Annotated in this window: 17 protein-coding genes; 3 read left to right on the plus strand and 14 right to left on the minus strand. The window is 47.0% G+C overall.

Annotated features, from left to right (window positions below):
• Window positions 1-13: 13 nt before the first annotated feature.
• Entirely contained in the window at window positions 14-1,057 is a 1,044-nt protein-coding gene (arsB, locus tag SHAL_RS19735; RefSeq protein ID WP_012278880.1) for an ACR3 family arsenite efflux transporter, read from the minus strand.
• A gap of 58 nt (window positions 1,058-1,115) precedes the next feature.
• Window positions 1,116-1,460, minus strand: a complete 345-nt coding sequence (locus SHAL_RS19740; RefSeq protein ID WP_041416612.1) for a metalloregulator ArsR/SmtB family transcription factor — start codon at window positions 1,458-1,460, stop codon at window positions 1,116-1,118.
• 199 nt (window positions 1,461-1,659) lie between these two features.
• Here SHAL_RS19740 and SHAL_RS19745 point away from each other — a divergent pair, with 199 nt between their 5' ends.
• The gene (locus SHAL_RS19745) at window positions 1,660-2,913 is read left to right on the plus strand and encodes an alpha/beta fold hydrolase (protein ID WP_012278882.1); all 1,254 of its coding nucleotides are present in this window, start codon (window positions 1,660-1,662) and stop codon (window positions 2,911-2,913) included.
• 150 nt (window positions 2,914-3,063) lie between these two features.
• Here SHAL_RS19745 and pmbA read toward each other — a convergent pair whose 3' ends face one another.
• Entirely contained in the window at window positions 3,064-4,404 is a 1,341-nt protein-coding gene (pmbA, locus tag SHAL_RS19750; RefSeq protein WP_041416138.1) for a metalloprotease PmbA, read from the minus strand.
• Window positions 4,405-4,632: 228 nt separating this feature from the next.
• On the opposite strand from pmbA, the gene yjgA reads away from it, so the two are divergent.
• On the plus strand, window positions 4,633-5,175 hold the full coding sequence (gene yjgA / locus SHAL_RS19755) for a ribosome biogenesis factor YjgA (protein WP_012278884.1): 543 nt from the start codon (window positions 4,633-4,635) through the stop codon (window positions 5,173-5,175).
• A gap of 188 nt (window positions 5,176-5,363) precedes the next feature.
• Entirely contained in the window at window positions 5,364-7,880 is a 2,517-nt protein-coding gene (locus tag SHAL_RS19760) for a hypothetical protein (RefSeq protein ID WP_012278885.1), read from the plus strand.
• A gap of 263 nt (window positions 7,881-8,143) precedes the next feature.
• Here the strand turns inward: SHAL_RS19760 and SHAL_RS19765 are convergent, their stop codons facing one another.
• The 11 genes from SHAL_RS19765 to mreC form a co-directional block, all read right to left on the minus strand.
• A complete protein-coding gene (locus SHAL_RS19765; RefSeq protein ID WP_012278886.1) occupies window positions 8,144-9,280 on the minus strand; it encodes an ABC transporter permease in 1,137 nt (378 codons plus the stop codon).
• Between the two features lies 1 nt (window position 9,281).
• Entirely contained in the window at window positions 9,282-10,445 is a 1,164-nt protein-coding gene (locus SHAL_RS19770) for an ABC transporter permease (protein ID WP_012278887.1), read from the minus strand.
• Window positions 10,446-10,475: 30 nt separating this feature from the next.
• Window positions 10,476-11,447 (minus strand): HlyD family secretion protein, encoded by a 972-nt coding sequence (locus tag SHAL_RS19775; RefSeq protein WP_012278888.1) that lies wholly within the window; start codon window positions 11,445-11,447, stop codon window positions 10,476-10,478.
• Window positions 11,437-12,828 (minus strand): TolC family protein, encoded by a 1,392-nt coding sequence (locus SHAL_RS19780; RefSeq protein ID WP_012278889.1) that lies wholly within the window; start codon window positions 12,826-12,828, stop codon window positions 11,437-11,439. Before SHAL_RS19780 ends, SHAL_RS19775 begins: the two co-directional genes overlap by 11 nt.
• Before the next feature lie 123 nt (window positions 12,829-12,951).
• Complete coding sequence (gene tldD / locus SHAL_RS19785) at window positions 12,952-14,400, minus strand: metalloprotease TldD (protein ID WP_012278890.1); 1,449 nt, start codon at window positions 14,398-14,400, stop codon at window positions 12,952-12,954.
• Between the two features lie 89 nt (window positions 14,401-14,489).
• Window positions 14,490-15,320, minus strand: coding sequence for a carbon-nitrogen hydrolase family protein (locus SHAL_RS19790; RefSeq protein WP_012278891.1), 831 nt, complete (start codon window positions 15,318-15,320; stop codon window positions 14,490-14,492).
• Window positions 15,244-19,500, minus strand: coding sequence for a YhdP family protein (locus tag SHAL_RS19795; RefSeq protein ID WP_012278892.1), 4,257 nt, complete (start codon window positions 19,498-19,500; stop codon window positions 15,244-15,246). Before SHAL_RS19795 ends, SHAL_RS19790 begins: the two co-directional genes overlap by 77 nt.
• A complete protein-coding gene (gene rng, locus SHAL_RS19800; RefSeq protein WP_041416615.1) occupies window positions 19,500-20,966 on the minus strand; it encodes a ribonuclease G in 1,467 nt (488 codons plus the stop codon). The genes SHAL_RS19795 and rng overlap by 1 nt, the downstream gene beginning before the upstream one ends.
• 201 nt (window positions 20,967-21,167) lie before the next feature.
• Window positions 21,168-21,776, minus strand: coding sequence for a Maf family protein (locus tag SHAL_RS19805; protein ID WP_012278894.1), 609 nt, complete (start codon window positions 21,774-21,776; stop codon window positions 21,168-21,170).
• Window positions 21,777-21,864: 88 nt separating this feature from the next.
• Window positions 21,865-22,353, minus strand: a complete 489-nt coding sequence (gene mreD, locus SHAL_RS19810) for a rod shape-determining protein MreD (RefSeq protein ID WP_012278895.1) — start codon at window positions 22,351-22,353, stop codon at window positions 21,865-21,867.
• Window positions 22,350-23,237 (minus strand): rod shape-determining protein MreC, encoded by an 888-nt coding sequence (gene mreC / locus SHAL_RS19815; RefSeq protein ID WP_012278896.1) that lies wholly within the window; start codon window positions 23,235-23,237, stop codon window positions 22,350-22,352. The genes mreD and mreC overlap by 4 nt, the downstream gene beginning before the upstream one ends.
• Window positions 23,238-23,258: the final 21 nt, after the last annotated feature.

Consider the following 23,258-nt stretch of genomic DNA (forward strand, 5'->3'; position numbering starts at 1 on the left):
ATATAACGTTAATTTACGCTGAGGGCTCCACAACCGCATCATCAGCAAATAGGTGACGGCTGCGATTAGCAATGGCGACCAGTGATAACATCACAGGTACTTCAACCAATACCCCCACAACGGTAGCAAGCGCGGCACCTGAGTGTAGCCCAAACAGAGAGATAGCCACTGCAACCGCTAGCTCAAAGAAGTTAGAGGTGGCAATCATGCATGCTGGCGCCGCAATCTTATGGGTTAGCTTCATTTTTTTCGCTGCATAAAACGCAATGAAGAAAATGCCATAAGTTTGAATTAATAGGGGTATCGCAATAAGAGCGATGTTTTGCGGCTGGGCGATAATGGTTTGAGCTTGAAAACCAAAGAGTAAAACAACGGTTGCCAGCAAGCCCACCATAGACCACGGCTTTAATGTCGCCACGAACGTGTTGAGCTTAGTATCATCACCCTTTTTCTGCAGCAAGTGCCTTGTAATTGCGCCAGCGATTAGAGGCAATACCACATATAAGCCAACTGAAGATAACAGGGTCGCCCATGGGACTTGGATATCGCTAACCCCAAGAAGCAGCGCCGTTATAGGGGCAAATGCGACCACCATGATTAAATCGTTCACCGACACTTGTACTAAGGTGTAGTTAGGATCGCCTTTAGTCAGCTGACTCCACACAAATACCATCGCTGTACATGGGGCAACGCCAAGCAAGATCATACCTGCGATATATTCGCTCGCAGTCTGAGGATCGACGAAATCAACAAAAAATACTTTAAAGAATAACCAACCCAATGCCGCCATAGTAAACGGCTTGATCAGCCAGTTGATCACCAGTGTAAGCACTAGCCCTTTTGGGCTTTTACCTACGTCTTTCACGGCAGAGAAATCGATTTGAACCATCATAGGGTAGATCATTACCCAGATCAGAACCGCTATCACTATGTTGACATGGGCATACTCAAGCCCAGCGACCACAGCAAAGGTATCGGGGGTCAAATTTCCAAGGAAAACACCCGCTAAAATAGCCAGCCCCACCCACACACTTAAATAACGCTCAAAAATACCCATAATATTTGCCTATTAATAAAAAATTGTACTAATACCAACCGAAGTCACTATTTGATGGTTAACAGCAGTTTTTAACGCGTTCTGGGCGGTCACCCATCCGCATAAGATTGGTTAAATTGCTACCTATTAGTTCGGCCTGCTCCTTAGCCAAAGTTTGTAAAATTTCGCTAGCCCAACTTGGTAGTTCGGGATTAATGCAATAGAAAATCCACTGCCCCTGACGCCTATCAACTAGCAAGCCTAATTTTCGTAATTGTGCTAAATGACGTGAGATCTTAGGCTGGATCTCATCGAGTGCCGTCATTAACTCACAAACACACAACTCAGTTTCTGCCTGGATCAGCAGTAAACTACGCAGTCTGGTGTCATCGGCCAGCGCCTTAAAAAATAGTAAAGGTGTCATCATCATTTCTCTATAAACCGTTATGCACGAAACACCGTACATATGAAAAATAATATATATGAATTTTCATATGTACAAGTTTTCATTTTTAGTTCTGATAATCAATAGCAAAAATATCAACATTGGTCACAAATGCTGCTAAGTTATCTATATGATTTAAATTAGTATTAGAGCGAGAAGCCAAAGGAATGCGCTAACAATGCAGACAATAAAAATATTGCTCATCATCGCGATCATGAGCTTAATCCATGGTTGCGCTAACTTTCGTCACCTCGCTAAAGAGGTCGATATGCTCGATAGGGTCTATGTCGAGTACCAAGTTATTATTGAGTCGAATCATGAGACGGAGTCTTTTGTGTTAGTGCTACTACAGGGGCTAAATACCGATTATGTCGATGGTTATGAAGTGGTTATTGGCAATCAAGAGATCACCGTAACCGGTGATACCTCAAGCCAATACCTATTTACTTTTAACGACAGCAATAACGATCTAAGATTTCAAGTTGGCGAAGCATATTCGGTCATAAAACTTCCCCGCACAGCGGATCAGCGCCTCAGCCTAAGTCTGACAAATGCCCATCAAGACTATCCCAAATACTTGGTCGACAAAGCGTTAAACAATCTAGTCAACGTTAAAATCAGCCCAGCCAAGATAGGTGAGAAAGCCAGCCTTGATGAACCCAAATTTGATAGGGATATCGCTGAACTCGGGATGTGGAAACCAGTAAGCTACCTGCTTAAGGGCAATAGTGGTGTGTTTTTTATCGATGAATTTGATGACAAAAAAATTCCAATCCTTTTTGTCCATGGCATGAACGGTACAGCTCGAGACTTTGCCCCCCTCATCGATAAAATAGACAGCAGCAAGTATCAAGTTTGGGTGATGAACTACCCCAGCGGATTACCGCTCGAGTTATTAGCTAATGGATTAAATAGCCTCATAAAAATTATCGATTACCGCTATGACGTTAAAACCCTACACTTAGTCGCCCATAGTATGGGCGGGCTTATCACTCAGGCTTATTTAGATCTGTGCCGTAATCAGCTAGGTTGCGATGACATTGCTAGCTTCACCTCAATATCGAGCCCCTTTGGTGGTGTAGAGTCAGCCCAAGACGGAGTCGACTATGCCCCCGTGGTCATGCCGTCCTGGCGCGATCTGGCCCCTAAAAGTCGCTTTATAGCTGAGTTATTCTCCAGCGATGATGACTTAGTCAAACCGGCACACCAACTAATTTTTGGCTATAAAGTCAGTGGCATCATCAATAAAAAGAGCAATGATGGTGTGATTAGCCTAGATAGCCAACTAAGAGATAAGGCCCAACTGCAGGCTGAACGTATATATGGGTTAAATGAAGATCACGTCAGTATTTTACGTAGCGATAAACTTGCGAGGGCACTACACCAATTTTGGGAAAGCACTGAGCAGGCGCATAGTCGCAAGCCTGATTAATCCAGCGACTAGCTGTCAATTTGGGTTCCCTTATGTAAGCCGCTATAAAAAAGGCTTCCCATTGGAAGCCTTTTTTAGATGAGTCGATTACAGCTGGCTCTATATAAGAGCTAATCACTCTATCACTAATAGCAATAGAGATATGGAGCCTTAATTACCCGCGATCTTCATCTTATCCATTAAGATCCCGCCAGTGCGGATCGATGAACGCAGATCTCTGTCTTTAGCAACCGCGACGATATTTTGGTACATATCTTTAAGGTTGCCCGCAATGGTGATCTCTTCAACTGGGTACAAAATTACGCCATTTTCGACATAAAAACCCGCTGCGCCACGAGAGTAATCACCAGTAACCGTATTCACGCCTTGGCCCATCACTTCTGTCACGATAAGACCTGTGCCCATCTCTTTAACCAACTGGTCAAAAGTTTGCCCTGTTGTCGATAGCGTCCAGTTATAGATCCCACCGGCATGGCCAGTATTGGTCAACCCAAGCTTACGCGCCGAGTAACTGGTAAGCAGGTAGGTTGCTAAGCGGCCATTATCGATAATATCGCGCGCCTGAGTGGCAACGCCTTCGCTATCGTATGCCGAGCTTGCCAATGCGCCGACCAGTAATGGGTCTTCATGAATGCTAAACCAATCTGGGAACACTTGAGTATCGATAGCATCGAGCAGGAAGCTAGACTTACGATATAAGCTGCCACCACTGATAGCTCCTACCAAGTGACCCATCAAGCCTGTAGCAATTTCAGGTGAAAACAGCACAGGAAGCTGCGTGGTGGCTATTTTACGCCCACCTAAGCGGCCAGCCGTTTTTTCAGCCGCCTTCTTACCGATAATTTCCGGCGCCGTCATCTCACTAAATTTGCGTGCAATCGTGTAGTCATAGTCACGCTGCATACTGCCTTCAAGCTCACCAATCGCGACGCAGCTTAGGCTGTAGCGTGAACTGCAATAGCCGTTCAAAAAGCCATGGCTATTGCCATAAACTTTAACGCTAGAGTGCGCATTAGCACTCGCACCGTCAGAAGTTTGCACTCGCGGATCAGTATCTAGCGCCGCTTCTTCGGCTAATACGGCTAAGCGAGTTAGCTCCTCAGGAGAAATATCTTCTGGGTGGTACAGATCAAGGTCCGGGAACTCGGTCGCCATTAACGACTTTTCAGCCAAACCGTTAAAAGGATCCGCAGAAGTGAAGCGAGCGATATCATCGGCCGCCTTCACCGCTTGTTGAATCGCAGCTTTACTTAAATCTGAAGTCGATGAGCTACCTTTGCATCCGTCTCTAAAAACGGTAATGCCTAGGGCGCCATCTTTATTAAACTCAACGGTTTCAACTTCTTTCATTCGAGTCGAAACAGACAAGCCTTGCTGCTTACTGATCGCAACTTCTGCACCAGAAGTGCCTAATGTTTTTGCATATTCCAGCGCCATCGAAACGGCATCTTTCAAGGAATCCAATTCAATATCAATGCTAGGTGAGGACACAAATCTACTCTTTATTTGTCGGCAATAGCGATAGCATAACAAACCCAAAACCCAATCACATTAAATAATACCCTCATAACCTGCTCTATCGCTCGCTTCTTAAGTATAAAAATATCCGCTAAATGAAACTAAAAACCGGTAATAAAGGTCAGCAGCCTCAAAAATAGGAAAGGAAATAAGCAAGTTTAGATGTTATTATTAGCACAGAATTTGTAAGAGATTTTAGATATGAAGATTGTCGGTGACTCAGAACACTTCCACCAGCCTTATGACAAAGATGAGAACTACGAAAGTAGAGCGGACGCTAAACGCGAAATCGCCATCTATCAAGAATACGGTAATAGGTTAGTTGCACTTAGTAAAACCCAAGTAGAAAAATTGAACCTCGATGAAACACTTCACGATAATGTTTTGAAAGCTAAAACGATTAAAATGAATACTGAAGCACATCGTCGTCACATTCAATACATTGGTAAACTGATGCGTTATGTTGATCTCGAAGAGTTAGAAGTCGCGATTAGGAATGTGCTCAACAAAAATAGTAATGAAAGTGCTAAAACCAATGTGGCAGACAAGACTCGTGATCAGTTATTAGCTGAAGGCGACTCTGCAGTGCAAGCTTTGATTGAGCAACATCCTGAATTCGATCGTCAGAAGCTACGTCAGTTTATTCGTCAGACCAAAAAAGAGCTGACTAAAAATGCTGATATTGAAGCGTCAAAGACAGCTAAAGAGTTAAGTAAGTATTTACGTAACGAGATCAAAGATTAATCGTTACATATATAGACATCATCACTATATAGCGACACAATAGCTCTCTTAGTATTAACCATACTTAGGGAGCTTTTTTATGGGTCTATTTCTTAGGCTTTTACTGAAGGTCCCATCTCATACTGATTGGTATTCTTTACCGTTCGGCATTGTTTCAGTAAAAATTTGTAGCACTAAGGAATATGCAAATGCGCCTGCCTTCAAAACTGGCTACCCTCCCCCTATCTTTATTCTGTCTTTCTCTACTCGGTGGCTGTAATGGTGCATCGGATGACAATAGTGATACCGACAACGGCGGTACTTACAGTCTCTCGTTAAGTTACAAAACCGTTGAAAATGGCGTTTGTGCCGAGCCAACTAATTCACTCAGTTTTGCCGCCAATAGTCAGTTTTGCGCCGTTGCCCACCTCAAGCAAGATAACAGTAACCGCAGCGGCCAACTGATCTCTTTCTCGACAAGCTTTGGCGAGCTATCTGTAGCCACCAAGCTCACTAATTCCAATGGTCTGGCCGAAATCATCGTCAGTAACCCTACAGCAGCCGAAGGCGCGGGAACATTAACCGCTAGCTTCACCGAAGGTGAAAACAATGCTAATGCCAGCAAGAACTTTGAGTTCACTTCGGCAACCGCGCCATCAGAGCCTAAGTTCAGCCTAAATAGCGCCATTATCAACGGCACTACAGTCGTGACCCAGTTTAAGGCAGGTGAAACCGTACAGTTGCAAGCTCAGTTCCTCGATGAGCAGGGCCAAGGCGTAGCAGGCAAGAAAGCAAGCTTCACCGCTGGTAGCGCTAGCCTTAATCCAGACTCGGCGCTCACTAAAGACAATGGTATTGCTCAGGTGAGCTACACACCGAGTGACAGTGAGCTGGGAGCCGCTAATTTCTCGGTGACTCTTGAAGATGACGGCAAGACCTATCAAAGCTCAGGTCTGTACGAAGTACTAGCAAAAGATGCAGTCAGTGACGATGGCATTATCGTTATCGGTAACTTCTCAGAAGACGGCACGTTTACAGAAAATAAACTCGCTACGACTCTGCCATTTGAAGCGGATAAATATATTGTTAGCGCAGGCGGAACCTTTGGCGTTACCGCCGATTTAGCCACTAAAAATGACGATGGCAGCTATACACGATTACAAACGCCGACCAGCGTCAGTTTCAACTCTAGCTGTATATCAAGCAATAATGCCAGTATAGACTCGCCGGTAACCACATTATCAGGCACCGCCAGTTCCACTTTCCAAAACACGAACTGTAGTGGTAATGGCGAGCGTGATGATCAGATTATCGCTTCCGTGGTGGCAGGTAACCAAACCCTAACCGCTGAGCTTAATTTTTCACTCGCAAGCCAGACCTTGGCTAACTTGAGCTTTATCTCGGCTGAACCAACGTCGATTCGCATTAAAGGCGCCGGCGGTACCGGTTCTAGTGAGTCATCACTAATCACCTTTAAGGTATCTGACGCCAATGGCCAAGCTATCGCTCAACAAGCCGTTGATTTCTCGCTCGATACAACGGTGGGCGGCATTAGCTTCGCTAACGGTGGCACGAGCACGAGCAACACCAGTAACTCGGCAGGTCTTGTTAGCGCCACCGTACTGTCAGGCACTATGCCAACCCCTGTGCGCGTACTCGCAACCGCAACGGCGAATGGTGAGTCAGTCACCACTCAGTCAGAGCAGCTCACCATTAACACGGGTTTACCACAGCAGTTAGGCTTTAGTTTATCGAGCAGCTTGTTTAACCCTGAGGCCGCAAACCACAATGGCGAAAAAGTAGCGATTACTGCTTATGCCTCGGACAGCTTTGGCAACCCAGCCGCCAATGACACCACCATCAACTTTACCGCCGAGGGCGGCCAAATTGAGCCAAGCTGCGTCACAGTTAACGGCAGTTGTAGCGTTCAGTGGACTTCGGCCAGCCCACGCGTGCCCGATCACCGCATCACAGTCCTAGCTTACGCACTCGGCCATGAGACCTTCTTCGACACTAACGGTAACAATGTGTTCGATGATGCTGATGGCAGCGCTATTGCCTTAGCCTGCCTAGACAAAAATGGCACTGCAGTAGCCTGTACAGGTAACGGCATGGATATCGAAACTTATCATGCTCAAGGCTTTAGCGATTTAGGCGATGCATTTCGTGATAATAATGAAGATGGAAAGTATGACTCTGGAGAGCCGTACTTCAACGCTCTAGCTAGTAATAGTTACTCGGCAGCGGATGGAGTCTTTAACGGCCCACAGTGTACTGGTAGCCTATGTGGTGGAACTCAAGCTAACAAAACCTATATTCGTAAAGCATTAGTTATGACCATGTCAGGCTCTACTGCTCACTTTGAAATCAAGCAAGATGGCGTTGTTATCTACACCAGTGGCCAACAAGCCCTGACTCCAACAGCAATTCCAGCTGGCGCAACATCAACATTTGCAGTGCGCTTCTTCGATAGCGCGAATCAGATTATGCCAGCGGGCACCACACTAACCACCACTGCCAGCAAAGGTGAGTTAGATGCTTCAACCTATGAAGTACCAAACACCAACAGCATAGGTGGCACCACAACCAGCTTTATCCTGAGCAATGATATCGATCCTGCAAGCGTTGGCGAACCCGCCAAGAGCAGCTCTATTTCTATCAATGTAGAAACACCTAAAGCGGTGAAGTCAGGCGCATCATTAACTGTTGAGTTAAGCGGCACCTAAACACCAGCAACTTCACTCTATAAGCAAATAAAAAGCCCGCTGTAACTTAGGTTACAGCGGGCTTTTTATTTAGCATGATTCCATCTGATTCTATCGCCTAATTGCAATTTAATGATACCAATTACATACACGATTAATCTTACAGTCCAATGAAGATCAGCTTGGTATTGATGGAGTAAGTATCTGCAGCATGGATGCTGCGGTTAAGCCCTCATGGATAAGTTCACGGCGTCTTGCGGAGTCAAATCAAGATGAGCCGTTAATTAAGCTGTCGGCTTTAATCGCTTTGATACGCCCCAATAGGCCAAGCCAAAGTAAACTGCGACCATAGCCCATAATTGTAACCACTGGGGCATAATGCTCTGCCACGAAGCGCCCATCTGATTTAGCTCTAACATCGCCATAATAGCGGGTACCGCTGGCACCACTTGCGATACAGCGATCACGCCATCGGGAATAAGCGCTATTGGCCACACAAAGCCTGAAACAAACAATATCGGCATAGAAACCAATAGTAATACTTGGGTCGGTAGATCGCGACGGCTAAACAAGCTGCTAAAGGCTATCCCCGCTGCGCTGGTGGCGAGCAAAAAAGGCAACATCAGCAGCCCAACCTGACCTAGACTCGCCTGCAAACTAACGTCATACCAATAGTAGCAATAGCCAACGTAATAACTGCTTAGTAACGCATAAATCAACATAAAGGCAGCCATACGGCCACAAATCAATTTAATCGGGCTCACCTGCCGCCAATAGCCCTGCTTTTTCCATTGGCTTGCCCCTAATATTCCGGTGCCAATCAGCAAAGTCTGGTGCAATATCAGCAGGAATAAACCCGGCACCACATAAGGCGTATACCCTAAGCTTGGGTTAAAAGCGGGAATACTATTAAGCTTAACGACATTAAGACTCTGCTTTACCGAAGCGGCGTTTTCGCCCTTGTCTAGCAGTCCCATGCGCTGGACATCTTTGCTGACATCTAAACCTGCTGATACTAAACCTTCAACAATGGCAGAGTAGATCAGAAAGTAACTGGCATCGCCGCCATAACTTAAGGTGACACCGCGGCCCAATAACAGATCTCGCCTAAAGTTCGCAGGGATCACCAGCAGACCATGAGCCCGCCCGGTTTCAATCCACCGCTTAGCCTCATCGATTGAACCTAGCTGGGCAACCACTTCAATTTTGGGGCTGGCATTCGCATCGCGGATAAGCTTGCGGCTCAATGACGAGTGGTCATGATCGATTACCACCACTTGCTGTTTTGTCGGGACCTCATTGAGATAAGGCAGCGGGTAAAGAATCGAGTAAAATAGCACGCCACCAAAAACGGTAAGAACAATGGTTTTATCTGCTAATACCGCTTTTATCTCAGCGAAAATAAGTTGTAAGAAGCTCATATTATTGCTCCTTTGCCAATGTGTCGAGCTCGGGCTCTTCTGTCACAGGGAAGCCTTTTTTAGCCAAAATAGCGATTGGAAAGAGCAACAACAGAAATCCCCAGTAACTGGCCATTTGCGATAAGCTTGCGAGCAAACCTTGACCATAACTGACTACCGCAATATGGGTTTCAATATAATGACTGGTAGGCATGATAACTCGCCACCACTGGGCAAGGACTGGCATCTCATGGACTGGGAAAGTCACGCCCATAAAGGCGAAAGCGGGGGCAAACATCGCGGTGCAAAAGCTAATGACTCTCGCACTATCTTTTAGGGCGAAGAAGATGGTCAGCACCATCAGCCAAACCGCCAGAAACATCAGGGTTTGGGCTATTAATAACACCGCAATACTGCCAGCAATAGGCAGTTCCAAATACAGATAAATAAGCGCTAACATAAAGCCACCGTGTAGCAATACCAACGGTGTATAGAACAGCACCTTAGCCGCAATCACTTTCCAGAGCCCAAGAGCATACCACTGCTCAGTGGTATTCCAGCGTAGCTCGCGATTGAGGCTGTTAGCAAACACCATCATGGCCACCAGCTGTAACAGTGCAATCAACACCGGCGGTACTAAAAAGCCAACGTAGTTAGTATTACTGTTAAATAGCGCGGTAGTTTGGCTACTCACAGGGCTTAAATTAACTGCAACTCTCTCTATAGGAACACCAGCAGCAAGCAGTTTCATCTTGCCGAGCGGTTTGAGACCATCGGCCATGCTCAGCTGTAACTGACTCGATAATAACTTACCGACTAATAGGAATTGGCTGTTGTAACGAATATCGATGATTGGCGTTTTGGCTGTCAGTAGATCGCGATTGAGCCCATAGGGTAGCACAAGCAGAGCATAAACCTCCCCCTGCTTCATCGCATCGACTGCGCTCGGCAAACCCGTGTAACTAATCGGCTTAGTCACGGGGTTGGCCTGCAATTGACGCGCTAAAGCACGGCTAACTTGGCTATTATCCAGATCAACCACAGCAACCGGTAGCTGTCTTGGTAAGCCAGCACTAAACAGCAGCCACAGAGCGATAATACACAGCAGCGGAATATAGCTTATCAACGCCAACTGCCATGGATCATCTTGCAGAGCTGTGAACTCTCGTTTGAGCGCCTTTATCAAATCCTTGACCTCTTAGTTGTCCTATTCACCTTAAAGGGTGAATAGTACCGACATGCCGACTCTTAGATCTGCAATAGATTTGTTAGGACGTAGCTCTACTTCGAATGTACGCATATCAAAGTCATGACCGCTCTCTGTCGCTCGCCAAGTGGCAAAGTCACCCATCACAGCAATATTGGTGACCTTGAACTCCACTTCCTGTTCTAGTGCCGGAATCGTTAACTTGAGGACATCACCTTGCTTAAACTTCTTTAGCTGATCTTCGCGTACTTGGAACACGGCCCAAGCATCACTCATATCAATCAAACTCACCACGGGAAAACCACTAGGGGCTAGCTCACCCGCCTGTAGTAAAACTTCACTAATCTCACCCGTTTTTGGTGAGCGCATTTGACTATCAAGCAAGATTGCAGAGACTTCATTCACTGCACCTTCGGCCATACGAGTATTACCCGCTGCGGCAGCTTTGGTTTCAATGCGCGCGCCTTCATCAGTCATTTGGTACATTGCCAGCGCTGCTTGCTCGGTATATTTGGCTGCTTGCCATTGAGTAAAGGCTTCATCTCGCTTCTGTCTTGCCAGTACCCCTTCGTTAAACAGCACCTCTAAACGCTCATAAGTCGTACGGTATAACTTGGCCGCCGCTTGCGCCTTTAACCACTCTTCTTTTGCTGCAGCTATTTGCTGCTTACGTGCGCCGTTATCCGCCTCTTTTTGCATCGCAACGGCGGCATCACGGCCGCCCTCTGCTTGCATCAATTTAGCTTCTAATTCTGGACTATTGATAGCGAAAAGCAGGTCGCCTTCAGTAACAAGATCACCACGTCTAACCAATACCTCTTCTACTCGACCCGGTACTTTTGAGGACACATTATATTCGCGCGCCTCTATCTGCCCCTGTAACAGTTGTGGCTTTGGTGTGTAAGCAAGGAGCAACCCATATAGCAAGGCACCAATTAATACGATTAATGCCACTGCGGCTAAGATACGGTTAGTGCGCATTGGTTTCCCCTTGCATAATACTTCTACCTATAAATTCATCTAACTGACCGCTAATCGCCATCAGTCTTGCGTATGCTTGTACATATCGATATTGCGCGCCCAGTTGCTGAGTTGCTACCGCATTAAGCTTAAGCTCAGCATCCACCTTTTCGATTGAGGTGGATAATCCCTGCTTAAAGGCAATGTCTCTAAGACGTTTATTCTCTTCTGCCAAGCTCATGGTGGTATTTAGCGACACCACCTCTTCTTGTGCCTGTAGCAACTGGCGATAACTTTGATCCAGCAGTAAGTTCAAATCCTGTTGAGTCTGCGCTTTGGTGTATCGAGCCTGTAGCAAGGCGCTCTTTGCCGCCTCTACCTTGCCGCTGCGTCCTTCTCGACTTAATAGAGGAAGCTTAAAGCCAACCCCCAGCATCCAATCAGGCTCTATTTGCGCAAATAGACTATCGTCTTCATATAAGGTGTAATTACCGTAAAGAAATACGGTTGGTAGATAACTGCCCTTTTCGACATCCACCAAACCCTGAGCCTGAGCTTCTTTAGCCTCGAGTAGCTTTAAGGCAGGGTGTTGATTAATCGTCAACTGAGTCAGTTGTGGCAGAGATGGCGCTTGATGCAACATAAATAGTGGTGAGGTGGTATCGACTTCTCTTTCATGCAGCATTCTCGACAAGGCTATCATCGCCATCTCGGACTGGCGCTTCGCACTACCATAACTCACACGGGCATTTTCCAGTGCAACCTGGGCGTTGAGACGTTCGACTTTGGCAATTTGCCCCTGCTGCTCAAGCTTTTCGGCATGAGATGCATGCAAGGTCAGTGAATCAACTAACTCTGCTTGTGTTCGGGTTAGGGTTTCGGTAACGGCAACCGCGTAATAGCGATCGACTAACTGTAAAAATAGATCGCGAGTTGTCAGCTTGAGTTGCTGTTCTTTCTCGGCAACCTCCGCCTCATGGATCCCTTGCGCAGCCGAAATTTTACCGCCTGTGTAGATAGGCCACATAGCTTGTAGGCTTGAGCGGAAAATATCTTGTTCGGTAAAAGGCGTCACGAACATAGAACCAGGAATGCCTGCAAGCGCTCCACCGAGAGCGGGCGGCAATGTGGCAGGATCGAGCGAAGCCAGAGGATTAAGATCGCGCAGATCTAATTCGATCGGTTTTTCTAAACGAGTATAGCTACCAGTAAGCTCAATAGAGGGCAGGTTCATATCTTCACCAGCTCTTCGCTCAGCTTCAGCACGGTTAACTTCCTGAGCCCCCGCCTGCAGCTTATCGCTGACCTTAATCAGCTGCTGCCACGCCTCATCGAAGGCCATTGTTTTAGCCTGAGCGGTTAAAGGTAACAGTAGCAAAAGAGCACACAGCGAACGTTTCATCAACACCTCTAGAGTATTTACTCTATTTTTTAATCGGTAGATACTACCATCGCAACATCTTACTCGCTAGGACTTAGTCGATATTTTACTCACTAAATCCTAGCGGAGGTTAAAGTTTTAACTTTACGCTGTACCACCAACAGTCAACTTATCCAGTTTCAATGTCGGCTGGCCGACTCCGACAGGTACGCTTTGACCATCTTTACCGCAGACGCCTACGCCCTTATCCAGCGCTAAATCGTTACCGACCATAGAGATCTGGCTCATCGATTCAGGACCATTACCAATCAGAGTCGCGCCCTTGATCGCTTGAGTGATCTCACCGTTTTCAATCAAATAGGCTTCTGATGCCGAGAACACAAACTTACCCGAGGTAATATCCACCTGGCCGCCACCAAAGTTAGGCGCATAGACACCCTTCTTAACCGACTTGATGATCTCGGCTGGATCTGACTCCCCCGCTTCCATATAGGTGTTTGTCATACGTGGCATCGGCAGATGTGCATAAGATTCACGACGGCCATTACCCGTTGATTGCTCACCCATCAGGCGCGCATTGAGCTTATCTTGCATATAGCCTTTTAAGATCCCGTTCTCAATCAATACTGTCTTCTGAGTCGGTACACCTTCGTCATCGATACTCAGTGAGCCGCGGCGATTATCCATAGTGCCATCATCGACTACCGTCACTAATTCTGACGCGACTTTCTGCCCCACTTTGCCGCTAAAGGCACTGCTACCCTTACGGTTAAAGTCACCTTCAAGGCCATGACCCACGGCTTCGTGTAGTAACACGCCCGGCCAGCCAGCACCGAGTACCACAGGCATCTCGCCCGCAGGCGCATCAATTGCGTGTAGGTTCACTTGAGCTTGACGCACCGCTTCACGAGCAAAACCGAAGCAGTAAGGTAGGCCATCGCTATCATCTTCTAATAGCACGCTGTAATCATGACGCCCGCCGCCGCCAGAGGCGCCGCGCTCGCGCTTACCGTCTTCTTCTAAAATAACGCTACAGTTAAAGCGCACTAAAGGACGGATATCGGCAGCAAGTGTGCCATCGCTTGCCGCGACTAAAATCTCTTCGTGAACACCAGACAAGCTCACTACAACTTGAATAATTCGGCTATCTAAGCTGCGGATATAAACGTCGGCCTGCTTAAGCAGCTCAATCTTTTTCACCTCTTCCATTGCAGCAATCGGATCAGAACTGATATACAGCGCCTTACTCTGTTGTTGCTGCCAAGCATTAACTTGCGCATTGCCACCAGCTGTAGCAATACCACGAGCAGCGGTTGCCGCCGCTTCTAATGCCGCAGGTGTAATTTCATCGGCATAGGCAAAGCCGGTTTTCTCGCCACTAATGGCACGAACGCCAACACCACGCTCAATATGAAAGCTACCATCTTTAACGATGCCATCTTCCAATACCCAAGATTCGTGACGACTGCCTTGAAAATAAAGATCTGAGAAATCAATTTGATGTTCATGAATACGCTTTAAATAGCTTTGTAGATCATCGATTGCTAGCCCATCTTGTAATAAGCTTTGTCCAACTTGGGTTATAAATGACATCTCTTCTCTCTTTATATTAATTCGATAAAATACTTCGGCAAACCGAGTCTCACTCACTGCAAGTTTCGGCTTCCCCTAAATTTATTGAGTTATTTAAGCTTTGGCGACACAAATCGATTATGAGTCATCACCGGCATTTTAGCGCGAAGTTCTTGCAAGCTTTGCAGCTCAATCTCGGCTTGAATCCAACCCGTACCTTGCGCTTTTTGGGCAAGAATGTTTCCCCAAGGACCGACTATCATACTTTGTCCCCAGGTCTCTCGGCTACCTTGATTATGTTGCCCCCACTGTGCAGCCCCTAAGACAAAACATTGGGTTTCGATAGCGCGAGCCTGTAACAGCACCTGCCAATGGGCTTCACCCGTCACTTTGGTAAATGCAGCAGGTACAGCGATCATTTCAGCGCCCGCCTCGCGCAGCGCCCTGAAAAGATCTGGGAAGCGGATATCGTAGCAAATCGCCAGCCCCAACTTCCCCATAGGGGTATCGACCACAACTATCTGCTTACCGGGGCAAAACGCATCGCTTTCCCGATACTGCTTAGTACCATCAGACACCTCAACATCAAACAGGTGCAATTTATCGTATTGACCTAAGATACTGCCATCGGCATCGAAAACATAACAGCGATTATAAACGCGGCCATCCTCGGCCAAAATAGGAATGCTGCCAGCGACCATCACAACGCGATATAGCGCCGCTAACTTAGCTAAATCGTGCTTGAGTTTGCTATCTTTGGCATCCACCGCATATTGCAGCTGCTGGCTTTCCTGACCACCAAAGAGCAGGCAACACTCCGGCAGCACCACCAACTGTGGCTCATCTACTTTACGGGGTAACTGGCTAAGCTGCGATTCGATAAACGCTAGGTTGTCCGATACGCTGCGGCTGCTTTGACATTGCAGTAGGCTGACTTGCATCTAACTCTCCCTCTTTATTCCCATCTAGCAGTGGCTTTGGTGATGACTCAACTTGGGCCTCACTAGGCGCTTGCTCACTCGGCTTGCCCTCTATCAGGGTCAGCTTTGCGGGCTCCTTGCTACTATCGACAAAATCAGTATTCGGCGGGGTGACGGCTTTAAGCTCCACTCCAGATGTTTGCGCACCTTTGTCTGGTTCAATATTAGCCTCGTTAGGCTCGGCTTGAACACTCATATCTGGGGCTGTTTGTCCCATGACTTGTGGCCCCATTGGCACTTGCAGAGTCTCTGGTCCGGTGACCTTCTTCGGTAGCACCGACTCAGGGATCTCAATCTCTTTACTCTTACGCTCTAGCTCTTCGAGCTTAGGTTCAGACATGGTGCCTGTGAGCCTAAAACGGATCTCAGAGATCACCTCAATCACAGGCTCGAGTACCTTGGTCAGCGCAAATGCACCTAAGCCGAAGGTCCAACCGCCAGTGCTGAGCAGTACGACGGTCGGCACGCTAGAGGCCAGCTGCGGTACAAAACGAATATCATAGTTAAGACTTTCGGTCATTAAGTCGGTATAGCCGCGTACACGCATATCGCCAGCGACAGCTTTCATCTCGGTATCAGTGGTTTTCACCACGCCATTATCGAGCTTTAACGTTCCATTAAAAGAGTCAAAGTAAAGGCCTTTACCGAAGACATCGGAAAAGTCCAATGACAACTTGCGCAGTAGCGAGTCTAAACTAAACAGCGAGAAGATCCGCGCGCCTTTGTCACTCACCTCTGACAGGTGGCCTTTACCTAACTCAAAACTCACGTCGCCATTAAGCGTCTCGAGTGAGAACGCATAAGGGGCGCCAGTCCAAGAAATATCAGCGGTAACGGCTGTCGGTGCGTTCTTAAGTCCGGGGTCGATCCCCAGTTGCTCTGACAGATAGTCGAACTTTGTGGCATCTAAAGTGAGTTGGAATGAGGTGAGGTTTTTACCTTGGCTCATATCCCAGTCACCACGGCCTTTTAACTGTACATTGGGCGTGGTGAGCGACACAGTTTGGATCTCATATGACGTCCCTTTAGGTGTACCTTGCAGCACTAAGTGACCTAAAGACTTGCCATATAATGAGAAGTCATCGACATCGATCGCCAATGGCGGCAAGTTAGCCATAATCGTATCGGACTTATAGTGAGTATTTTCTTCTGTACGAGATTCTGGTGCCATATAGAACTTACTGGCAACGATTTTTAGCCCTTGATCGACCCAGTCAGGGTAAAAGTCGAGACGACCGTCGAACTGCTGCGACTTAACATCGAAACGCCAAGCATGCTCTGTTGGCGCAGCGCTAAAGTGGATATCCTCTAGTGGCTGCCCCATTAGATTTAGCTCATTAAAATCGGCATCGATTGATACTAAAGCAGGGAAGAAAGTTGCTTTCGTTGTTACAGGCTCATCTGCCTGAGCTGTTGTCACATCACCTTGACTGACAAAGGCTTGCACTATCGGCAACCAAGGTGACAACTCAGTCTTATCTATATCTATCTGCAAGTGACCTTGGTTCTTACGTAATTTATCGCCGGGTTTGAATAACCGCCCAAGTAACAGGTCGTAATGCTCTAGCGCATTACCCGAGTCAGCCCCAAAACCACCCCAAAATTCCATCTGCTTATCCAGCTTAATGCCAAGTGATGCTTGCTTATTATCACCAATTAACTCGGCAACCAGATGCTTAGCTTGGCCCTTTGGCTTGAAAAATGGTGCAGGTAAATTCAGCGCAGCGTCGACAAGATCGGTTTCGACTCGCGCCTGAACTCGGTAACCCAAAGGATCGAAAATCAGCATCAAATCGCCGGTCCAATCGACTTGCCCCGCATAATAATCACTCAGCGGATTATGTAACTCTTGTGGCAAGTTGGCTAACTGCCATTGCCCTGCAAGTTCGACATCAACACCATAATTCTGATTCATGCTTTCGGTATTAAAACTAAGTTGTAGCGGCTGTTTATACATGAGGGCACTGAGGTTTGTCCCTGTAACCACATCATTAACAAACTGCACCTGTCCTGTGACTTTCTCTAGCTGGATACCCGGCTGTGTAATGTACACAGGGGTGTCATTAAAGTTTACCGTGCCTTTAATCACCTCTGACTCACCGTCATAAAGCGGGATAGATAAATCTATCTGGCCAGTGATATCACCAGCAATTTGTACCACATCGAGCGTGGCACCAACTGAGTCTACCAGCGGCGACTTTTGGATCACCTCATTGGCGGCTTCCGCTGTGGTGGCGAGATCGGCCTTAACACTCAGCAAACTCCTTTCACCTAAGGCTGGAATACCGATATAGGCGCCGTCGGCCTTAACATCGAGTAGCTGACCACGGTTAACCCAAAGATCCATGGAGTCATTTTCAAATAACGCCGATAGATTCAGTTTATCAACCGCAGGCCAAGTTTCCTGAAACTCATAAGTCGCATCAGTTAAGGTAAAGCCTGCCTGAAAAATACCATCGTGCTGGGCATAGGGGTAATCACTAAATGCACCGTGCCACACCACAACCGCATCGTCGGTTTTACCCGCCTTGAGCGCCTCGGTAAGATAACTAACCAGCGCACTACTCATGCCTTTAAGCGGAAAATAGCGGTGAATGTTGGCAACATCATTGATATCAATATTGGCCAGTAGCGCCATATGCACTGCATCGGCAAACTCTAAACGCAGACCCGCATCAATATCTAAGTCGGTATTACTAAAGTGCACCTTGGGTAAAGATAAGGCTAAATCTGAAACGTTAAAATCACCACTAAAGGCATCACCATTAAAATTGACTGGCGCTTCAAAACCACCATTAAAGTCGAGGCGATAATTTTGCTTTGGCAGTGCAAAACTTAGCGAGTCATCAATCATCTTCACTTTAGCGTCAATAGGGGCGACACCTGGAATACCCCCATAAGCAAGCCAAGTAATTTTATCCAGTTCAAGCGAAACTTGGGGCAGCTTAAGCAGATCATCCCAATGCGCGCGAATATTTTTGACGTTACCGGCAGGCTTTAATGCCTGCCAAGTATTTAGGCTATCGAGCTCTACCCCTGGGATTAGCGGCAGCAGAGGCAACAACATATTCAGTGCTAACTGATTTAAGCTAGCATCAACACCTTGTTCGGTCTTTTCAGCGAGCAACGATAATGCTGGCCATGATGACTCATTGGTTGAAAAATCCAGCCCGTAACTGGTTAATGACCAACCTTGCGGTTTCGGCTGCCATACTGCAGTGCCAGAGTTAATGGTAAATTTTTGCGACTCATCATTGAGAAACCACTCTAACCAGCTAGGCTGAAACTCGACCGTGACACCATCAATACTTCTATTTGAAAATCCAGCCCAAGCCTGGAGATTGACAACGCCTTCCAGTGGCAGACTCTGTGTGGTGTCATATGGATTAGGCTGTCTCGCTGCCCATTCACCAATATCGAGTGAGCGAGCGGCTAAATAGAACTGACCTACGAGTGATTCAGGCCGATCACCATTACCTTTAATATCGACACTTAATGCTAACTGCTCAACCTCAGAGGCATCTTCATCGAGCACCACCTTGCCTTCAGCTCTATGTCGACCACTAGTATTACGCCACTTCATATCCTTAATAAAGATGGGGCGATAGTCATGCTCTTTGCTAAGTAACTGAAATCTCGCATCGGTAATTGAAAAGCGATCCAGCTGCTCTAATAACAACTTATAGATCCAATCCGTCTGCATTTTTGTGGTCGACTCGCGAGGCTCGAGCGCCTTTAAGCGATCCAGATCTAAGGCGATGTTAGCCCCGTCAAAAATCACATCTTCAATCTGTGGCGATGCGGTCATTAAAGACTGCCAAAAATCGAACTTTATATGAACTTGATTGAATAGCAGAGTAACGGGGAGGTTATCCTGTGCGGGTAAGACAAAGTTTTTAACGGTTAATGCAGGCCCATAGGCCTGCCACTCAGCCGCAAGCTGGCCGACTTCGACCTCGACTTGATATTCGGCTTCGACAAAAGCGATCAGCTCCATACGAACCTGATCTAGCTGTGGCAATAAGCCTCTGAAGAGGCTTACCATCAATGCAAATAACACTAAAATGATGGCCAGAAATTGCCAACAAAAACGCGTCAAATTAAAAGAGCGCTTTTTAGGCGCACAGGTCTCAAGCGGCACTACATTATCACCACATCAAATTTGTTCTGCGCGTACATAGGTTCGTTTTGCAGCCTAACTCGTTTACCGATATAGACTTCCAACTCTCCTAGTAGATGACTCTCATCACCTTTCAGGCTTTGATACACATTGGGTGAACAGTACACCAAGAACTCATCGGCATCGTAACCACGATTCAAGCGAATGATCTCTCTAAAGATCTCATAAGAAACCGTTTCTACCGTCTTTAAATTCCCCGTACCGAGACATGCAGGGCATTCACCACACAGCACGTGCTCTAAACTCTCACGAGTACGTTTACGAGTCATCTCCACTAAGCCTAAACCAGAGAAACCACTGATATTGGTTTTCACTCTGTCTTTAGATAGAGCGCTTTCTAGACTGGCTAGCACCCGCTTCTTATGCTCATTGTTCATCATATCGATAAAGTCGATAATGATAATTCCGCCTAAATTACGCAGACGTAATTGCCTTGCGATCGCATGAGTCGCTTCGAGGTTGGTATTAAAAATCGTTTCAGCAAGATTACGATGACCAACAAATGCGCCAGTATTGATATCGACTGTGGTCATGGCTTCAGTTTGATCAATGATCAGGTAGCCGCCAGATTTAAGCTCAACTTTACGCCCAAGTGCGCGCTGCACTTCATTCTCGACATCATATAGATCGAAAATCGGGATCGGTCCATTGTAGTGATCTAGCTTATCGGCGATCTCCGGCATGAACTCTTGCGCAAACTGCTGTAGCTCTTCATAGGTTTGGGCGGAGTCGACCTGAATTTGGTCCAGCTCTGTACCCACAAAGTCACGCACGATACGCACAGGCAAGGCGAGATCTTGATATAACAAAGACACGCCACGACGCTTACGACGTTCACTGACTTTAGCCCAGACGCGCCTTAAGAATCCGGCATCTTGCACTAGCTCATCTTCACCGGCACTTTCTGCTGCGGTGCGAATAATAAAACCGCCATCATCATCGACAAATGGCTGAGTAATTTTTTTCAAGCGGGCCCGTACTTCTTCCGACTCAATACGCTGCGATACGCCAACGTGACTAGAGCCAGGCATGAAAACCAAGTAACGAGATGGCAGAGTGATATCTGTAGTTAAACGCGCGCCTTTAGTGCCTAATGGGTCTTTAACCACTTGCACCATGATGTCTTGCCCTTGCCTAACAAGCTCGGCGATATCACGCACGACAAAGTTGCCTTTTTCAACATCGGCTACACATTCGGTATGTGGCACAATATCTGAAGCGTGCAAAAATGCCGCCTTATCGAGGCCGATATCAACAAAAGCGGCCTGCATACCGGGTAGTACACGGCTAACCTTGCCTTTATAAATATTACCAACCAAGCCCCGCTTCATGCGGCGCTCAATATGGACTTCCTGCAACACCCCATGCTCAACTAATGCTACTCGAGCTTCTGTAGGTGTTACATTAATTAAGAGTTCAGAGCCTATTTTTTTCTGCACTCTGTTCTGCGCGAATCGACTTCTACTCACAACTCACCCCACTTAGGGAAATAGCTAATTTAAAAAGGATTTGGCGTAGATTGTGATCTCGCTAAGCGGGGATTAAATACCGGTTAGCGAGCTAAAGTCTGCAAAGAATGATGTTTTATAGCTTGGCAATTAAGGCCTATTTATTACTGTTCTTTATGACTATAAAACTTGCATCTCACACAATAACGCACGGGTTTCTACCAAAGGTAACCCGACTACCGCAGAATAACTTCCCTCGATAGCTTCAACAAAACTTCCACCCAATCCTTGGATCCCATAGGCACCCGCTTTATCCATCGGCTCACCCGTTGCGATATAAGCTAAAATATCAGCCTCAGATAACTGACAAAACTGCACCTTGGTTTTAACCAAGCGACTCACTGTCTTAATGCCATCGGTTAACGCTACGGCCGTCATCACTTGATGCTGTAACCCTGAAAGACTCGCCAATATTAGCGCCGCATCGGCTTCATCCTTTGGTTTGCCTAAAATGGTCTCACCCTGCACAACGATGGTGTCAGAACCAAGAACCACGGCTTGCTTATTCGCGCCACTTTCCACGCCATATAGGGCTAACCCAGCTAGCGCTTTCTCTTCGGCAAGTCGTAATACAAACGCTTCAGCAGACTCACCTGCTTGATGACTTTCATCGATATCGGCCGCTAAAATCTCAAATTCAAATGGGGCAGCACTGTTAGTGTTTAAAAAAGCTAACTGGCCCAATAACTCTTTACGACGAGGCGAGCCCGAAGCAAGTACTAACTTCATACACAGTACCCTTCTATGATTCTAACTAGGCTAACAAGAACGGAAATGACGCTAATTCCATAAGCCAAGAAAAACAAATAAACAGTGACTATCGAACCTTGTACAGACGCCTTACTCGACGTAGAACCCAGAAGATCCATGGCCACATCACTAGGCTCGAAAATGCTGGATAGAACAGACTAATATCGAACACAGCGCTACCAGTAACAAATTGCACCCAAAATACCACTAGGTTATAGAGCGCGACCAGCATAGCCATCAATAGTGCCTGCTGCCACATTGGGAAGTTACGCAAACGCTGGAAATGCAGCACCACCACATACACAACCACCGACATTGCAAAAGCACGAATACCTAAGGTTGCCCCGAGTAAGATATCCAACATCACACCCAATATCCATGCCGTTAGAATATTGTATCTGTGAGGCAGTGCCATCGCCCAATAGATGATGACTAGCAATAGCCACTCTGGGCGCCACGCTTCCACCAAGTCTGGCAACGGCATAATTTGAAACAGCATCGCCACTAATAGGCTTAACCAAACAACCCAGCGGCCATTTGCTACATGTAGGCTCATAGCGCTACCTCCTGACTCGCCTTCACAGCCTCTTCAACACCCTCTGGAGGGGTAAGATCTTTACCGTCAGACTCAATATCAGGCCAAAGTAATAACAGATAACGGATTCTATCTAATGCGGCTAACGGCTGAGCGATCACGGTAGCGTAGCTCTTACCATCGTCTTTTTCGACACTCATGACTCGAGCAACGGGATAGCCCTCAGGAAAACGTTTACCTAAGCCTGATGACACCAAGAGATCGCCGACACGCACATCGGTACTCTTGGCCACATGTCTTAGCTCTAACTCATCGAGCACGCCAGTTCCAAACGCCATTAAGCGCACATCGTTTCGAGTAATTCGTACGGGGATTCCATGGGTGGTATCTGAAAGCAGCAACACGCGGCTGGTAAGCTCACTCACCTGCACGACTTGGCCGACAACCCCTTGAGCATCGACCACAGGTTGACCGACGAATACCCCACTACGCGAGCCATGGTTTAGCACCACATATTGGCGAAAAGGGTCGCTGGCGACTTCCATCACCTCGGCAACTACCTTCTTAGCATCCATGTGTACAGGAGAGCCAAGTAAGCCACGTAAGCGATCGTTTTCTTGGCGCAAGTGCTCAAAGCGCTGCAAACGTTCACTCATCAGCAGTTGGTGGCGCAATAACTCTTTATTTTGCTTAGCTAGCATGTTGCGCGTCGCTAAACTTTCAGCAGAGAGGTCAAGCAGTGCACCGGGAATATTTGCCACATATTGTAGTGGGCTTAATAGCGAAGAGAGTGAATTACGCACAGGTTCAAGCCTGTCATTAGCGACAAGCAGAATCACTGACATGATAACGGCCAGTGTTAATCTAAATTGGTTGGAAATACCGCGAGCAAAAATTGGCTTCATAACAAACTAGGGCGGTTAAAT

Source organism: Shewanella halifaxensis HAW-EB4 (genome assembly GCF_000019185.1).
Lineage (GTDB): Bacteria > Pseudomonadota > Gammaproteobacteria > Enterobacterales > Shewanellaceae > Shewanella > Shewanella halifaxensis.

What these genes read in the sequence shown, in the direction of transcription:
- arsB (WP_012278880.1), bottom strand. Translation starts at nt 1,057, where the DNA reads ATGGGTATTTTTGAGCGTTATTTAAGTGTGTGGGTGGGGCTGGCTATT.
- SHAL_RS19740 (WP_041416612.1), bottom strand. Translation starts at nt 1,460, where the DNA reads ATGACACCTTTACTATTTTTTAAGGCGCTGGCCGATGACACCAGACTG.
- SHAL_RS19745 (WP_012278882.1), top strand. Translation starts at nt 1,660, where the DNA reads ATGCAGACAATAAAAATATTGCTCATCATCGCGATCATGAGCTTAATC.
- yjgA (WP_012278884.1), top strand. Translation starts at nt 4,633, where the DNA reads ATGAAGATTGTCGGTGACTCAGAACACTTCCACCAGCCTTATGACAAA.
- SHAL_RS19760 (WP_012278885.1), top strand. Translation starts at nt 5,364, where the DNA reads ATGCGCCTGCCTTCAAAACTGGCTACCCTCCCCCTATCTTTATTCTGT.
- SHAL_RS19765 (WP_012278886.1), bottom strand. Translation starts at nt 9,280, where the DNA reads ATGAGCTTCTTACAACTTATTTTCGCTGAGATAAAAGCGGTATTAGCA.
- SHAL_RS19775 (WP_012278888.1), bottom strand. Translation starts at nt 11,447, where the DNA reads ATGCGCACTAACCGTATCTTAGCCGCAGTGGCATTAATCGTATTAATT.
- SHAL_RS19780 (WP_012278889.1), bottom strand. Translation starts at nt 12,828, where the DNA reads ATGAAACGTTCGCTGTGTGCTCTTTTGCTACTGTTACCTTTAACCGCT.
- tldD (WP_012278890.1), bottom strand. Translation starts at nt 14,400, where the DNA reads ATGTCATTTATAACCCAAGTTGGACAAAGCTTATTACAAGATGGGCTA.
- SHAL_RS19790 (WP_012278891.1), bottom strand. Translation starts at nt 15,320, where the DNA reads ATGCAAGTCAGCCTACTGCAATGTCAAAGCAGCCGCAGCGTATCGGAC.
- SHAL_RS19805 (WP_012278894.1), bottom strand. Translation starts at nt 21,776, where the DNA reads ATGAAGTTAGTACTTGCTTCGGGCTCGCCTCGTCGTAAAGAGTTATTG.
- mreD (WP_012278895.1), bottom strand. Translation starts at nt 22,353, where the DNA reads ATGAGCCTACATGTAGCAAATGGCCGCTGGGTTGTTTGGTTAAGCCTA.
- mreC (WP_012278896.1), bottom strand. Translation starts at nt 23,237, where the DNA reads ATGAAGCCAATTTTTGCTCGCGGTATTTCCAACCAATTTAGATTAACA.